Raw genomic sequence first — 13526 nt, forward strand, 5'->3', positions numbered from 1 at the left:
CTGTAGAAATCCTGCTTTGAAACAAAAAAAGAAGCCTCTACTCGGCTTCTTTTTTTTGCGCAGAGAAAAAGATGCGCTCACTGTTTGAAGTAGGCTCACTCATTTTGAAATCTGCACTTACTTCTATATTTATAAAACCAGCTTCGCTCAGCCATGATTGATAATGGTCAATCGACCAAGTGCGCTGAGCATGCACCTCATCAAAGCGATGATATGCATCCATTTCTTCATCATAAGCAAAAAACGTAATATCATGCTCTACGCGCATGTCTGTATCGTCATAGGTGCAGTTCCAAATATATGACACGTCTTCATCTACGTAAGAAAAAGATTGATTTCCAAATACGTCCTTCATCTTGTGCACTGAATGAACATCAAATATAAAGAGCCCACCTGGTTTTAAGTGCTTATATACACGTTGAATGGTTTCTTGAACTTCTTTATCACTTTGCAAATAGTTCAAAGAATCACAAAAGATTACTACACAATCGAACTCTTTCAATAACTCAAGTTCCGCCATGTTTTGCTGAAAAAGAGATAGCGTTACCCCTGCTTCTGTCGCCTTTTCCTGGGCTACCATAAGCATATCATCAGACAAATCAACGCCTACTACGGAGAAACCTTCTTGTGCAAATCGAACGGAGAGTTCTCCCGTGCCGCAGGCAAGGTCTAATATACTGTCAGGCTTTGTTTTCGCTTTTGCCACCTGCTGATTAAAAAATTCAGCCCAATCGTCATACGGAACGTCTGCCATTAGCTGATCATATACGTAGGCAAATTCTCCGTACCTGCTCATAGCTGTAGCTCTTCTGAACTTACAAATGGTGCATCTCCCCATAAGCGTTCTAAGTTATAATATCCGCGCTCATCTTTATGGAAAATGTGAACCACAACATCTCCAAGATCAACAAGAACCCACTTAGCCTGCTCAAATCCTTCTAAACGCTTCACAGAAATGCCTTGTTCGTGTGCTTTTTCTTTAATTTCACGAGCAATTGCCTGCACTTGTTTATCTGAGTTACCGTGACAAATAACAAAATAATCTGCCACAAGTGAGATTCCTTCCATATTTAACGCTACGATATCGATTGCTTTTTTATCGTCTGCTGCTTCTACAACAAGAGATAGCAATTCACGTTCAGTCATGTGTTTGACCTCCTAAGATTAAATCATTATATGTCATCATCGTATCGGGATAAACGGCCTGATGTTTAGTCATTAAAAAAGAAATGGTGTTTTTCAGTGATTGAATAAGTGCTGCATTTAAGTCGATTTTAGCTAACTCCCGCACTTCATCAACACCTGGAAATCTCCTTCCGGGTTCAATGTAATCAGCAACGTACACAATTTTTTCAAGTAACGTCATGCCAGGTCTTCCGGATGTATGGTAAGCAATCGCATCCAATACTTCCTTATCCGTAATCCCTACTTCATTTCTCACTAAAAACGCGCCTACTGGAGCATGCCATAATTCGGTATTGTATTCCAATAAAGAAGGGTTCATGTTTTGATCAATAATAATTTGCTTCATCTCTTCCTTTGGACGAAACTTGGCATAGTCATGAAAAATAGCAGCCAGTTCTGCTTTTTTTTCGTCTGCTTCAAAACGCTTAGCTAATTCAATTGCTGTTTCCATTACCCCGACAGTATGAATATAACGACGTTCTGTTAACTGTTTCTTTACGATTTCTAATGCCTCAGTTCGATTCATATAATTGATTCTCCTCGATATATTGTTTAACACCAGCAGGTATAAAATAACGAATGGTTTCTTTCTTTACTACTCGTTCGCGAATAAAGGAAGAGGAGACATCAAACTGCGGAACTTCTACTTCTTTTATCGGGTAAGGGGACGTAATGGTATACCCCGGGCGTTTTACACCTACAAATGTAACCAAATTGACTAATTCATCAATTTCATACCACTTCGGCAAATATTCTACCATATCAGCACCAACGATGAAATGAAACTGATACGTTGGATACTTCTCCGTTAGTATTCTCATCGTATCATATGTATATGAAGGCTCTTTGCGCTCAAATTCAATCGGCTGCAGGGTAAATTGATCATGTTCTTCAATAGCTAGCTTTAGCATTTGTAAACGATGATATGGCTCAATAGGCTCTTTGATTGTTTTATGAGGTGGAATATACGACGGCATGAACCATATCTCATCTAATTTCAAGGCATGCAAAACCTCATTTGCCATCATTAAATGCCCCAAATGAGGCGGATTGAATGTTCCACCTAAAATTCCAATACTCTTCAACAATCCCCGACTCCTTTAATTTACTTCATTTTTAAATAGAGCGGGTTTCCCCGCTCTATTTCACTTCACTTTTGGAAGCATTAACTGCTTATTTTCGCGTGATTCTTTATATAATACAATTGTATTTCCAATCACTTGTACAAGCTCTGCTTTTGTTCCTTTTGTTAATCGAGCAGCAACCGTGTCACGATCTTCGTCACAGTTTTGCAGAATGCTTACTTTTAATAATTCTCTTGCTTCTAATGCATCAGCAATTTGACCAATCATATTTTCGTTGACTCCACCTTTTCCTACTTGGAAAATTGGATTTAAATGATGTGCTTTTGAACGTAAAAAACGTTTTTGTTTACCTGTTAACATAAAAACCTCCGTTGTATCTTATCTCTTAGTTAGTGTTGAAAGAACAATGTGTTCCATTGCCTCTTCGTCAGGACGGACGTTCGTCCACTTTTCAAATGCAAGTGCACCTTGCAGTACAAACATACCGACACCGTTATGAGTGCCTGCCCCTTTTGCTTCAGCCTCTTTTAAAAGCTTTGTTTTTAAAGGGTTGTAAATAATATCGCTGACTACGGCTTCTTTTTGCAATAAAGTAAGTGCTAATGGCAGCTCATCAACGTTAGGATACATTCCCACTGAAGTGGTATTAATAATAATATCGAATGTATCTAATTGTTTTTCCGCATCAGAAATAGACATCGCCGCCGTTTTCGTCGAAAAAGGCAGCTCGTTAGCTAATACAGCTGCTTTTTCGACGGTACGATTGCATATCGCAATTACCTCGGGAGCATGCTGAGCGGCAATTGTATAAAAAATAGCTTTTGCAGCTCCTCCAGCTCCAATAATTAAAATTCTTTTTTGGGATAAGCTGCCTTCTACTGCTTTGAGTAAAGACGTCACATACCCCTCTCCGTCGGTATTGTATCCAATATAACGGCCATCTTGATTAACAACTGTATTTACAGCGCCAATTGCCTTTGCTAATGGATCGACTTCATCCAAATGCTTCATAATATCAACTTTATAAGGAATCGTGACATTAAATCCTTGAATGTTTTTATCTTTTAGCTCTCCAATGGCTGACTCAAAATGAACAGGTTCAATTGGAAAAGCTTCATAATGAGCATCCATATTCAGACGTTTAAAGGCGTCATTTTGCATCAATGGCGATAGTGAATGCCCAAGCGGATAACCAACTAGCCCATATAATGTACTCAAGATTTTTTCCCCTTTTTGTTTAAATTAAAGAATCGCGCACAAATACGCCGACTCCTTTTGGTGCATGCGCCACAACTTTTGAACCTGACTCATTAACCGTCACCCAGCCAAGCCCTGAAAAAACAATATCCGTTTTTTCATTTTTTATTGTAAATTCATGTGCAACCAGTTCAGGAAACTCATCCATTTGCTCTGGGCGCGGCGGCTGAAGCAGTTCACCTGCTTGCTTTTCATACAGCTCATCTGCTTTTTCAAGCTTCGTACGATGGATATGCAAATCGTTCGATACATAACATGTTAATGACTTGCGGCCTCCCTGTACATAATCTAAGCGCGCCAGTCCTCCAAAGTATAACGTTTGCCCTTCATTTAGCTGATAAACCTTCGGCTTTATTTCTTTTTTAGGAGAAATTAGCTTTAAGTCTCGTTTATCTACATAGTGAGCCATTTGATGGTGATTAATAATACCAGGCGTATCATATAAAGACGCGCCGTTATCAAGCGGGATATCAATCATATCCAGCGTTGTGCCCGGATATTGAGATGTGGTAATAATATCTTTTTCTCCCGTTACTTCTTTAATAATGGCATTAATAAATGTTGATTTACCAACGTTTGTACATCCCACAACATATACATCTTTACCTTCGCGATAATGTTCAATGGCTTCGGCAATTTCTCGAATTCCTTGTCCTTTTTGCGCGCTCATGAGAAACACATCCACTGATTTTAGCCCAAGCTCTTTCGCTTCTCGCTTCATCCAATGAATTAGTTTATTTTTCTTTATAGACTTTGGCAGTAAATCTGCTTTATTTCCCACTAAAAGAACCTTGTTATTTCCAACAAATCGATGCAAACCAGGTAACCAGCTGCCGTTAAAGTCAAAGATATCTACAACTTTTACAACTAAACCGTCCGTTTGACCAATTCCATTTAAGATTTTTAAAAAATCATCGTCTGTTAAGGAAACATCTTGTACTTCATTATAATGCTTCAAGCGAAAGCATCGCTGGCAAATAATAGCTTCTTTTTCTAGTGCTGATTTTGGAGCATAGCCAAGTTCATCCGGTCGTTCTGTTTGAATCTCCACTCCGCATCCTACGCACTGTAATTTTTCTTCACTCACGTTTTAATCCTCCCAGTTAATCATACCTTTTCGTTTCATCCAACCTAGAATTCTTCGTTCCATTTTACGGTTAAATTTCGTTACAAATCCATCTGTTTGCGCAACTGGTACAACCAAAACCGTATATACGCCGAGACGATTTCCTCCTAATACATCCGTTAAAAGCTGGTCACCAATAACTACAACCTCATCTTTTTGCAGCTCCATATCACGAAGAGCTCTTCTAAATGCTTTACGCATCGGTTTGCGTGCTTTATATACAAATGGAAGTCCAACTGGATCTGAAAACAGCTTGACTCGTTTCTCCACATTATTCGATACAATCGTAATTTTAATTCCACTATCTTTCATTAACTGAAACCACTCAATTAATTCCGGAGTGGCATCAGGGCGATCCCATTCCACCAACGTGTTATCTAAGTCGGTAATAATTCCTTTTATTCCGCGCTCTTTCAAATCGTCTGGCTTAATTTGAAACACGTTTTTCACATGTTCATTTGGTAAAAAAAGTTTCAACACGTATCATGCACCTCGAATATATAGTTACATACTAAAATTAACGCCGTCTATCATTATAACGACTTCTTGTTATTTTCCAACCTAAAATTTTATTCTCTTCAAAAACAGGTCTTTTCTTAGTATAAAGGATATGCCTTGTGAATGCTTTAACTTTATACAGAAAGTTATTGACAAAAGGTAGTAAAACTCCATTTGTTCGTGAGCTTACGATATATTCACCCACTGCAAACTTAAAATAAAAAATAGTGCAGAAAACGTTTATTACTTATCAAATAGGGTAAGTGGTAAACAAATTCCGTTAAAAGTTTTCGACAAAAATTGATAAGCCCAATTATGTGGATAAGGTTATACACATTATCCTCTGTTATAGTTCAGCAATTAATGGTAATTATAAACAACATACCCACATTTTATCCACCGAAAGCTGTGGATAACAGAACGATTGTTCCTTTATTTGATTCATGTTAGATTATAAATAAGGAATTTATTAGCATTTAAATATAACTTTTTAGGATATTTATTTTAGTAGGAGGTGGCGGCAATCTTATGAGAAAATTATCAGATGAGCTGCTTATTGAATCATACAGCAAAGCAACTGAACTGCAATTAAGCCCTGATTTTATAAAATTAATTGAAGAGGAAATTGAAAGAAGATCATTAAAGATTAGCATACAAATTCCTTCTTAACGAATAAAAGAGCCTTCTTAATAAAAGAAAGCTGCATCTTCATTTATCTATCTACTCTTTTATTATATAGGCTCTATTTTTTCAAATGAGCAATTGGTTCTCCACATTTTACGTAAGAACCTGAGTAAACATTAGAAGCAAAAGTGATTGAGTTCTTCTCAAATAATAAAATGACAGTCGAGCCAAACGTGAAGTAAGCCATTTCTTCCCCTTTTTCGACTACTTCTTTTTTAGAAACCGCTTCAATACTGTTGATAAACATGGCTCCTACTTTTACCATCAGCATGTGACCATTTTCAAATGTTAACTCCGTGAGCTTCCGGAAATTTTTCACAAGCGGTTCTTTCCCGTATTTGATTCCTAATGAATTTACTGGATAAGACTTTTGTCCAACGGTCCACGTATCCCCCACATGGGCTTTAAGAGGGCTGTGAATGCGATGATAGTCTTTCGGACTAAGGTAGAGGATAATAAACTGTCCCTCTATATATTTTTCAAGAACAAGATCATTTGAAACCATTTCCTGTATAGAATAAGGTTTGTTTTTTACAATCATTTCTTTTTGAGGCGTAATGACTCCATATGCTTCTATCTTTGCATCTACAGGACTGACAACGCTGTCTTTCTGCTGATCGACCGGACGGGCAGAAGGTTTCAAACGGCGAATAAATAGCTCATGTAAGTTTTGATAGTGATGCACAGGCTTGTCCATTTCTTCTTTATTTACTTTAAAAACTTTTGTATAGGAGGGTATAACAAACCGACTCCATTTAGAGAAAGTGAATTTTCGAATGAGCTTCGATGATCCTTGGTGATTCGTAAGCTCAATAAACGTTCGATACAGGTGCTGCAACAATAATTTTACCTCCACATACTGAATAGTTCTTTACTAGAATAAGGTTTGCGTCTACAATGAAATTACCATTATTTTTACCTTTAGTTCATTCCATCCTTTAAAGGAGTGAGGAAATTGTTTTTATTAGACTATCTAGATCATACAATTAAAAAGCTGAGATCCCAAGCGGCAAACTCCTTAACGATTGTTAATTTAAGTTTAGGAAGCTTTGCTATTTTATTTGTCATGAAAAATGAATTGAACTTAAGTTTATTACTAATTTTTTTAGCAGCGTTAGCAGACCGATTCGACGGCATGGTAGCCAGAAAGCTGCAAATTGAATCTGAACTTGGAAAACAACTGGACTCCATGTGCGATATTATATCATTTGGCATCGCTCCAGCTCTACTACTTTATCAAAGTATTTTATCTCACTTTGGTGCTGCAGGTTCAATTGTTACCATCTGTTACATTGCTTGCGGAGCACTTCGTCTTGCCCGCTTTAACATCACAGAAAATACTGGGTATTTTACAGGGCTCCCTATTACCGCAGCAGGTTGTTTATTAACTCTTAGCTACTTAGGCGTCCCTTATTTGCCTTCACACTTTTATATGTTTTTAATTATCGTACTCGCTTGCTTGATGATTAGTACTTTCAAGCTAAAAAAAGTATAGAGCTCTATTTACTTTTATAGAGGAATATTATCGTCTTGCTTCTTTTCTTAATTATAGAATAAATCATCTTCTTTAAGAAACAAAGCGAAAATTCCTTAAGAATTCTTAAAAATGAATGGTTCTATTCGGTAGGATATGTCATCTAAAAAAACTCATGCGCATGCATGAGTTTTTTTTAATACCAGCAGCTAAACCAATAGAAGCTTCCGAAAATTAATAACAGGACAAACAGAACAATCAACAATCCAAGTCCCCAGCCGAAGCCTCCTCCACATGGGTAAGCTGGATAATTAGGATAACAGCAGCCTCCGTAACCGTACATACTCTCCCTCCTTACACTATGAACTACTACTAGCGTATGTACATACTTTCCCCCTGTATAGGCTGGTAACTATCTCTAAAGAAAAATCTGTGGACTTTTTCAAACTCTCTTGTCCCCGGGGGAATTTTAAACGTACAGGCAAAGACATCCTTCTTTTTACATATAGTGTAATGTTAGTCTCTCACAGGTTGATATCCCCTTATGGAGGTGAAGAGATGTCTGCATTATTTACCGCACTAGGCTATTTCTTTAAAGAATTGGTTTTCCTTGTTTCCTACGTAAAAAACAATGCGTTTCCTCAACCCTTATCTGCTGCTGAAGAAAAGAGATATTTATCTTTAATGGAACAAGGAGATCAAGAAGCGCGAAACCTTCTTATTGAACACAATCTCCGGCTCGTTGCGCATATTGTTAAAAAGTTTGAAAACACGGGAGAGGATGCGGAAGATTTAATTTCAATTGGGACAATCGGTTTAATTAAAGCAATCGAAAGTTATTCGCAAGGAAAAGGAACAAAATTAGCTACTTATGCCGCACGATGTATTGAAAATGAAATATTGATGCACTTGCGAGCGCTCAAAAAAACAAAAAAAGATGTGTCGCTCCATGATCCAATTGGCCAGGATAAAGAAGGAAATGAAATCAGTTTGATTGATGTATTAAAATCAGAATCAGACGATGTAATTGATATGATTCAACTAAATATGGAATTAGAAAAAATAAAAGAATACATCGATATTCTCGATGATCGAGAAAAGGAAGTAATTGTTGGCCGCTTCGGTTTGGATCTGCAGGATGAAAAAACCCAGCGAGAAATTGCAAAAGAATTAAATATTTCAAGAAGTTATGTTTCGCGAATTGAAAAGCGAGCGCTGATGAAAATGTTTCACGAATTTTACAGAGCCGAAAAAGAGAAAAAAAAGAGCGGAAAGAAGGAGAATTAATCCTTCTTTCCGCTCTTTTTTTAAAATAATTTCCAAATAATAATCCGTAGCAAACACATCATTACTCCCCCTACTAATCATTTAGGTGGAATCTTTCTCCACAAGCAGCCATACAACGATATATCCTTTTTGATTAATCATCATTCATCCACTCCTTTCCACTGTTCAAATTAGAAATGACGATAAAACTCATACTTGCGGTCTTTTATTTCTTCTTCTAATTGTCTTACATACTGTTCATGCTTAATTTCTGCCTCTGAGTATTGACGGGACTTTATGGTAATAGTTAAAAAGAAAATGTTCAGTGTCATTACAATCACCTCCTTATACACAAAAAAGCCACAGTAATGCATAAGCATCCTGTGGCTGAAAAATAATAAAAACCACAGGGCTACTATTCGCACCTGTGGTGAATTAACGTGTTTTAATGATCAAAGTAAGAAAGTTACTTGATACAGGAACACGGCCGAATAGTATACGTATATAGACGATTTTTGAACATAGTTGAAACTGGATGACCCATAACTGATAAACGTCTTAACATATGACTCGACCTCCTTTTAATAAAGTATTTTCCTTACAATGGTAATTATATCCACGGACTCATAAAAAGTAAACTGTTTTTTTGAAAAATAGGGAATTTTTTTATTTTTTCAACCCTCATAAAAAAAAGACGATGTATAATCGCCTTTTTACATCTATTATTCTTTTTCTTTCATTAGTTCTTTTTTCAGTTTTTTAGTTTGATAACTAAAATAAAAGGCAAGGGCGGCAAAAAGAATAACGATCGCTTCCATTATTCCAAGCTGCATATCACTTTTTTCACCTTGGCCAATCATAACACCAATGTACAAGAATGTACTTACGGCTAGAAGGACGTAAATAAAGCGGCTGTAATCTTCAATTTTTGCTTTGATGTGTTGAGCTTTCATACAATCACCTTCTCAGTAGAATGTTATAACTCTACTCTATCATAGATCTATAGGTCTATGAAAATCCTATTTTTACCACAATCATTTCAATGCCTCTTCTAAGTCTTCAATTAAATCTTCTACATCTTCAAGGCCTACAGAAATACGAATTAATCCATCTGTAATTCCTAGCTCTTTACGTCGGTCGCTCGGTATAGAAGCATGAGTCATTTTAGAAGGAATGGAAATAAGGCTTTCAATGGCTCCTAAACTTTCTGCTAATGTAAAATATTTCACTTTGCTCAGTACTTGTTCCGCTTTCTCTTCGCTTCCCACATCAAAAGAAACCATTCCCCCAAAACCTCTTGCTTGCTTTTTAGCAATAAGGTGGTTTGGGTGGGTTTTTAATCCTGGATAATATACTTTTGTAACAGCAGGATGAGCAAGTAAAAATTCTACTATTTTCCCAGTGTTGAATTCATGTTCTTCCATTCGTATTCCTAATGTTTTAATCCCCCTCATCAAAAGCCAAGAATCTTGGGGTCCTAAAATGCCTCCAGTCGCATTTTGAATAAAATGAAGGTCTTCTGCCAATTTAGGCGAATTCACAACAGCTAGCCCTGCTACAACGTCACTGTGGCCGCCTAGATACTTAGTTGCACTGTGCAGAACGATATCCGCACCTTTTTCGATAGGGTTTTGCCAATACGGGGTACTGAATGTGTTATCAACGATGGTAAGTAAATGATGCTGTTTAGCTACTGAAGAAGCCTGCTGCAAGTCAGTAATTTTTAGGAGAGGATTCGTGGGAGTCTCGATATAAATAGCTTTTGTGTTGGGGCGAATTTCTTTCTTAATATTTTCGATGTCGCTTGTATCAATAAAAGTAGCTTCAATGCCAATACGGCTCAGCACTTTTGTAATCACTCGGTACGTTCCTCCGTATACGTCATCTGTAATTAGCACATGATCTCCGCTGTTAAACAGCATGAATACAGCAGTAGTAGCTGCCATACCAGATCCAAACGCAAACCCCGCATATCCTCCTTCAATTTCTTTGATAAGTTCTTCTAAGGCGTGTCGTGTAGGGTTACCGGTTCTCGAATATTCGTATCCCGTATGTTTTCCAGCTCCCTCTTGTTTATAAGTGCTCACTTGATAAATAGGAACAGAGACAGCACCCGTCTGTTCATCGCCAACAATTCCACCATGAATTAATTGTGTTTTACGTTTCATCTTATCTTCCTCCACTGTAAATATTTTTACTTAAGTACCGTTCGCTGCTATCGGGAAAAATGGTGACGATATGAGCGCCTTTTTCTGCATTTTTTGCTTCGAGCAGGGCTGCTTCGAAGGCTGCTCCTGAAGAGCTCCCTACTAGTAACCCTTCTTTTAAAGCCAGCTCTTTCACTCTTTGAAAAGCATAAACATCTTCAACAGTATGAATAGCATTAAAATAAGACCGCTCCATATAATCAGGGATGAACTCCATTCCAATTCCTTCAGTTAAGTGAGGGCCGGATTTCCCTCCGTTTAAAATCGAACCTTCTGGCTCCACAATGACTGTTTTTAGAGAAGGATTTTTTTCTTTCAAAAATTTTGCTGTACCCATAAATGTTCCACCTGTACCTGCTCCAGCTACAAACACGTCGATTTTTCCATCAAGCTGTTCATATATTTCTGGCCCTAAGGTTTTGTAATAAGTCATAGGATTGGCCGGATTAGCAAACTGCTGAGGACAATAAGAACCAGGTATTTCACGCAGCAGCTCTTGAGCCTTGTTTATAGCACCTTTCATACCAGCTTCAGTAGGTGTTTGAACCACAGTTGCCCCCAAAGCCTTCATAAGCTGCTGTTTTTCAATACTGAATTTTTCTGGAACACATAGTATGACGTTTATTTCGTGCTGAAGAGCAGCTAAAGCCAGCCCAATCCCCGTATTTCCAGCAGTAGGCTCAACCACCGTTCCGCCTCGCTTCAGTCTTCCAGAGCTAAGAGCTTCTTGCATCAGTTCTTTTCCTAAACGATCTTTTACACTTCCTCCTGGATTAACATATTCCAGTTTAGCAAATATCCTGATTTCTCTAGGTAAATCAAATTGTGTAATCTCAATCATAGGTGTGTTTCCAATCAATTCATGAATGTTTTTGGCTACCTTCATAATCTTGAACACCTCGCTATCAAATAATATAACTTAACCTATAAACAAAGTCGGAATTAAGGTAAAAATATAGTCTACACCCCATGTTATGATAAACGATGCAGAGTGTAGACGAAAACAAACTCTATATTTTACGAACAGCTTATTTTAATTTTGTAATAAAATTCAATACTAATTTCGTTGAATTAACAGCTGCTTTTTCTAAAAATTGCTCAAAAGAAACATTTGATTCTTTGCCGGCGATGTCAGAAAGAGCACGAAGAATAACAAACGGTACGCCAAATTGATAGCATACTTGAGCAACAGCCGCCGCTTCCATTTCAGCTGCATACAGGTCTGGAAACTTAGAGCGAACAAACTCTACGCGCACAGGATCGTTCATGAACGAATCTCCTGTAGCAATTAGTCCTTTTACAATTTTCATATCCGTTACTTCAAGAGCACTTTCTTCAGCAAGACGAACTAGTTTGTCATCTGCTTTAAAAGCTGCAGGCAAGTTTGGCACTTGACCGTATTCATAGTTGAATACCGTTACATCTACATCATGATGACGAACTTCTGTTGAAATAACCGCATCCCCTACGTTTAACTCTGGATGGAAGCCGCCTGCTGATCCTGTGTTAATAACGTAATCAGGTTTGAACTTCTCTAGTAAGATGGCTGTAGATAACGCAGCATTTACTTTTCCAATACCTGATTTTAATAATACAACCTCCACACCGCTAATTGTTCCTGTTGAGTATTCACATCCTGCGATTACTGTTTCTTGACGATTTTCAATTTTATCGCGTAAAATCGTCACTTCTTCTTCCATTGCTCCAATGATTGCTACTTTCATTTTAAAACCTCTTTCTACTATTGTTTCGTTGCCTCCAATACCCACACAAAGTGATTAAATTGTGTAAAGGTTATGTGAAAACCATTGCTTTCAAAGATTTGCTTTAAGACGGGAATCGTTGTATAGTATTCCCTCTCTAGATCTTCTGCTAGTTGCGTATATCCTTTTTGTTTTGCCTGAACAATGGTATCAGCAAATGAATCCGCTGTTTCAAACATTGTATCAGCAAACACTATTTTACCACCGGTTTGAAGTAACTTTCCATAGTTTATCACAGCTTCTTCTTTTTCTTTATCTGTTAAATGATGAAAAGCATACGTACTAACTAAGCTCTCTGCTGGAAACAATGATGTATCAAATTGTAAAAAGTCTCCTGGTGTGACTAAAACATCTGCCCCTAATTTCTGGTGTGCCAATTGTCTCATTGGTACTGAAGGTTCAATTCCTACTACAGTCAGTTCTTTTTCTAACAGTTTTTTTGTTAAGTTTCCAGTCCCTGTTCCAAATTCTATCACATGCCCTATTGAACGGTCTGCTACATATTCTAAGATTCCATTATAATTGCGAAACACTTCTCTATACTGTTCATCTTTCCCGCTTACCGATGCATCATACTCATTCGCCCACTTTTCAAAGATATCTAAAAACTCTAGACCCATAAAAAACGCCTCCTCATAACTAATAATTCTTATGGATATAGTATGTTTTTAGCTATCGTTTGTTCTTCATTTACAAATTATTTTAAGCTTTTAACTTTCTATTTGCTATACTATAGTAATGAAGTAAGGAGGTCGTAAGATGAACTTTGAATTTGAAATGATTGAAGATAAAATAGAATTTTTTGAAGCGCCTGATGTTAAAATACTTGAGAAACAAATTGCTGAAAAAATTGATCAAAATAAAGCGATTTTGCTTGAGGTGCACAGCGTATCTCATCAAATGTCTGTGGACTATGAACAAGGTAAAAAACTGTACTCTGCAGTTGTTCATTTCAAATTAAAAAAGCAGCGCTAGCGCGCT

General features: G+C 37.3%; 20 protein-coding genes. 4 read left to right on the forward strand and 16 right to left on the reverse strand.

Annotated features, from left to right (window positions below; translation table 11 throughout):
• Nucleotides 1-37: 37 nt before the first annotated feature.
• From JNUCC25_RS22985 to JNUCC25_RS23020, 8 genes are read right to left on the reverse strand one after another with little or no spacing between them, the layout of a single operon-like run.
• Entirely contained in the window at nucleotides 38-796 is a 759-nt protein-coding gene (locus JNUCC25_RS22985; protein WP_013059256.1) for a class I SAM-dependent DNA methyltransferase, read from the reverse strand.
• Complete coding sequence (gene rsfS / locus JNUCC25_RS22990; RefSeq protein ID WP_013085071.1) at nucleotides 793-1146, reverse strand: ribosome silencing factor; 354 nt, start codon at nucleotides 1144-1146, stop codon at nucleotides 793-795. The genes JNUCC25_RS22985 and rsfS overlap by 4 nt, the downstream gene beginning before the upstream one ends.
• Complete coding sequence (yqeK, locus tag JNUCC25_RS22995; RefSeq protein WP_013059258.1) at nucleotides 1139-1711, reverse strand: bis(5'-nucleosyl)-tetraphosphatase (symmetrical) YqeK; 573 nt, start codon at nucleotides 1709-1711, stop codon at nucleotides 1139-1141. Before yqeK ends, rsfS begins: the two co-directional genes overlap by 8 nt.
• Nucleotides 1698-2270 (reverse strand): nicotinate-nucleotide adenylyltransferase, encoded by a 573-nt coding sequence (locus JNUCC25_RS23000; protein ID WP_013059259.1) that lies wholly within the window; start codon nucleotides 2268-2270, stop codon nucleotides 1698-1700. The genes yqeK and JNUCC25_RS23000 overlap by 14 nt, the downstream gene beginning before the upstream one ends.
• Nucleotides 2271-2330: 60 nt before the next feature.
• Nucleotides 2331-2630, reverse strand: coding sequence for a ribosome assembly RNA-binding protein YhbY (gene yhbY / locus JNUCC25_RS23005; protein WP_013059260.1), 300 nt, complete (start codon nucleotides 2628-2630; stop codon nucleotides 2331-2333).
• 18 nt (nucleotides 2631-2648) lie between these two features.
• Nucleotides 2649-3488 carry a shikimate dehydrogenase gene (aroE, locus tag JNUCC25_RS23010; protein WP_016765605.1) on the reverse strand — a complete coding sequence of 280 codons (840 nt, stop codon included), beginning with the start codon at nucleotides 3486-3488 and terminating at the stop codon, nucleotides 2649-2651.
• 19 nt (nucleotides 3489-3507) lie between these two features.
• The gene (yqeH, locus tag JNUCC25_RS23015; RefSeq protein ID WP_013059262.1) at nucleotides 3508-4614 is read right to left on the reverse strand and encodes a ribosome biogenesis GTPase YqeH; all 1107 of its coding nucleotides are present in this window, start codon (nucleotides 4612-4614) and stop codon (nucleotides 3508-3510) included.
• A gap of 3 nt (nucleotides 4615-4617) precedes the next feature.
• A complete protein-coding gene (locus tag JNUCC25_RS23020; protein WP_013059263.1) occupies nucleotides 4618-5130 on the reverse strand; it encodes a YqeG family HAD IIIA-type phosphatase in 513 nt (170 codons plus the stop codon).
• Nucleotides 5131-5679: 549 nt separating this feature from the next.
• Here JNUCC25_RS23020 and JNUCC25_RS23025 point away from each other — a divergent pair.
• Entirely contained in the window at nucleotides 5680-5820 is a 141-nt protein-coding gene (locus JNUCC25_RS23025; RefSeq protein WP_013059264.1) for a sporulation histidine kinase inhibitor Sda, read from the forward strand.
• Nucleotides 5821-5893: 73 nt separating this feature from the next.
• Here JNUCC25_RS23025 and JNUCC25_RS23030 read toward each other — a convergent pair whose 3' ends face one another.
• A complete protein-coding gene (locus tag JNUCC25_RS23030; protein WP_064472143.1) occupies nucleotides 5894-6676 on the reverse strand; it encodes a phosphatidylserine decarboxylase in 783 nt (260 codons plus the stop codon).
• A 114-nt stretch (nucleotides 6677-6790) separates the two neighbouring features.
• Here JNUCC25_RS23030 and pssA point away from each other — a divergent pair, with 114 nt between their 5' ends.
• Nucleotides 6791-7330: a CDP-diacylglycerol--serine O-phosphatidyltransferase gene (gene pssA, locus JNUCC25_RS23035; RefSeq protein ID WP_013059266.1), complete on the forward strand. Its 540-nt coding sequence runs from the start codon at nucleotides 6791-6793 to the stop codon at nucleotides 7328-7330.
• A gap of 175 nt (nucleotides 7331-7505) precedes the next feature.
• On the opposite strand, the gene JNUCC25_RS23040 is transcribed toward pssA, so the two are convergent.
• Nucleotides 7506-7652: a hypothetical protein gene (locus JNUCC25_RS23040; RefSeq protein ID WP_013059267.1), complete on the reverse strand. Its 147-nt coding sequence runs from the start codon at nucleotides 7650-7652 to the stop codon at nucleotides 7506-7508.
• A gap of 215 nt (nucleotides 7653-7867) precedes the next feature.
• Here JNUCC25_RS23040 and sigK point away from each other — a divergent pair, with 215 nt between their 5' ends.
• Nucleotides 7868-8596, forward strand: a complete 729-nt coding sequence (sigK, locus tag JNUCC25_RS23045) for an RNA polymerase sporulation sigma factor SigK (RefSeq protein ID WP_013059268.1) — start codon at nucleotides 7868-7870, stop codon at nucleotides 8594-8596.
• Between the two features lie 170 nt (nucleotides 8597-8766).
• On the opposite strand, the gene JNUCC25_RS23050 is transcribed toward sigK, so the two are convergent.
• The 6 genes from JNUCC25_RS23050 to JNUCC25_RS23075 form a co-directional block, all read right to left on the reverse strand.
• Nucleotides 8767-8907, reverse strand: coding sequence for a YrzI family small protein (locus JNUCC25_RS23050; protein WP_013059269.1), 141 nt, complete (start codon nucleotides 8905-8907; stop codon nucleotides 8767-8769).
• Between the two features lie 390 nt (nucleotides 8908-9297).
• Nucleotides 9298-9528, reverse strand: a complete 231-nt coding sequence (locus JNUCC25_RS23055; protein WP_013059270.1) for a YrhC family protein — start codon at nucleotides 9526-9528, stop codon at nucleotides 9298-9300.
• A gap of 81 nt (nucleotides 9529-9609) precedes the next feature.
• Complete coding sequence (locus JNUCC25_RS23060; RefSeq protein ID WP_013059271.1) at nucleotides 9610-10743, reverse strand: bifunctional cystathionine gamma-lyase/homocysteine desulfhydrase; 1134 nt, start codon at nucleotides 10741-10743, stop codon at nucleotides 9610-9612.
• 1 nt (nucleotide 10744) lies between these two features.
• Nucleotides 10745-11668 (reverse strand): PLP-dependent cysteine synthase family protein, encoded by a 924-nt coding sequence (locus JNUCC25_RS23065; RefSeq protein WP_029320142.1) that lies wholly within the window; start codon nucleotides 11666-11668, stop codon nucleotides 10745-10747.
• 142 nt (nucleotides 11669-11810) lie between these two features.
• Nucleotides 11811-12506 carry a 5'-methylthioadenosine/S-adenosylhomocysteine nucleosidase gene (gene mtnN / locus JNUCC25_RS23070; RefSeq protein ID WP_013059273.1) on the reverse strand — a complete coding sequence of 232 codons (696 nt, stop codon included), beginning with the start codon at nucleotides 12504-12506 and terminating at the stop codon, nucleotides 11811-11813.
• A gap of 17 nt (nucleotides 12507-12523) precedes the next feature.
• Entirely contained in the window at nucleotides 12524-13165 is a 642-nt protein-coding gene (locus JNUCC25_RS23075; RefSeq protein WP_064472145.1) for a class I SAM-dependent methyltransferase, read from the reverse strand.
• A 139-nt stretch (nucleotides 13166-13304) separates the two neighbouring features.
• On the opposite strand from JNUCC25_RS23075, the gene JNUCC25_RS23080 reads away from it, so the two are divergent.
• Complete coding sequence (locus JNUCC25_RS23080; protein WP_013059275.1) at nucleotides 13305-13520, forward strand: DUF2536 family protein; 216 nt, start codon at nucleotides 13305-13307, stop codon at nucleotides 13518-13520.
• The last annotated feature ends 6 nt before the right edge of the window (nucleotides 13521-13526 follow it).

Source organism: Priestia sp. JNUCC 25 (assembly GCF_053667915.1).

Excerpts from the sequence above, each read along its gene's own strand:
- yqeK (WP_013059258.1), bottom strand. The coding sequence starts at position 1,711 with ATGAATCGAACTGAGGCATTAGAAATCGTAAAGAAACAGTTAACAGAA.
- JNUCC25_RS23080 (WP_013059275.1), top strand. The coding sequence starts at position 13,305 with ATGAACTTTGAATTTGAAATGATTGAAGATAAAATAGAATTTTTTGAA.
- yhbY (WP_013059260.1), bottom strand. The coding sequence starts at position 2,630 with ATGTTAACAGGTAAACAAAAACGTTTTTTACGTTCAAAAGCACATCAT.
- rsfS (WP_013085071.1), bottom strand. The coding sequence starts at position 1,146 with ATGACTGAACGTGAATTGCTATCTCTTGTTGTAGAAGCAGCAGACGAT.
- JNUCC25_RS23055 (WP_013059270.1), bottom strand. The coding sequence starts at position 9,528 with ATGAAAGCTCAACACATCAAAGCAAAAATTGAAGATTACAGCCGCTTT.
- mtnN (WP_013059273.1), bottom strand. The coding sequence starts at position 12,506 with ATGAAAGTAGCAATCATTGGAGCAATGGAAGAAGAAGTGACGATTTTA.
- JNUCC25_RS23065 (WP_029320142.1), bottom strand. The coding sequence starts at position 11,668 with ATGAAGGTAGCCAAAAACATTCATGAATTGATTGGAAACACACCTATG.
- JNUCC25_RS23075 (WP_064472145.1), bottom strand. The coding sequence starts at position 13,165 with ATGGGTCTAGAGTTTTTAGATATCTTTGAAAAGTGGGCGAATGAGTAT.
- JNUCC25_RS23060 (WP_013059271.1), bottom strand. The coding sequence starts at position 10,743 with ATGAAACGTAAAACACAATTAATTCATGGTGGAATTGTTGGCGATGAA.
- sigK (WP_013059268.1), top strand. The coding sequence starts at position 7,868 with ATGTCTGCATTATTTACCGCACTAGGCTATTTCTTTAAAGAATTGGTT.
- JNUCC25_RS22985 (WP_013059256.1), bottom strand. The coding sequence starts at position 796 with ATGAGCAGGTACGGAGAATTTGCCTACGTATATGATCAGCTAATGGCA.
- JNUCC25_RS23025 (WP_013059264.1), top strand. The coding sequence starts at position 5,680 with ATGAGAAAATTATCAGATGAGCTGCTTATTGAATCATACAGCAAAGCA.
- JNUCC25_RS23040 (WP_013059267.1), bottom strand. The coding sequence starts at position 7,652 with ATGTACGGTTACGGAGGCTGCTGTTATCCTAATTATCCAGCTTACCCA.
- JNUCC25_RS23050 (WP_013059269.1), bottom strand. The coding sequence starts at position 8,907 with ATGACACTGAACATTTTCTTTTTAACTATTACCATAAAGTCCCGTCAA.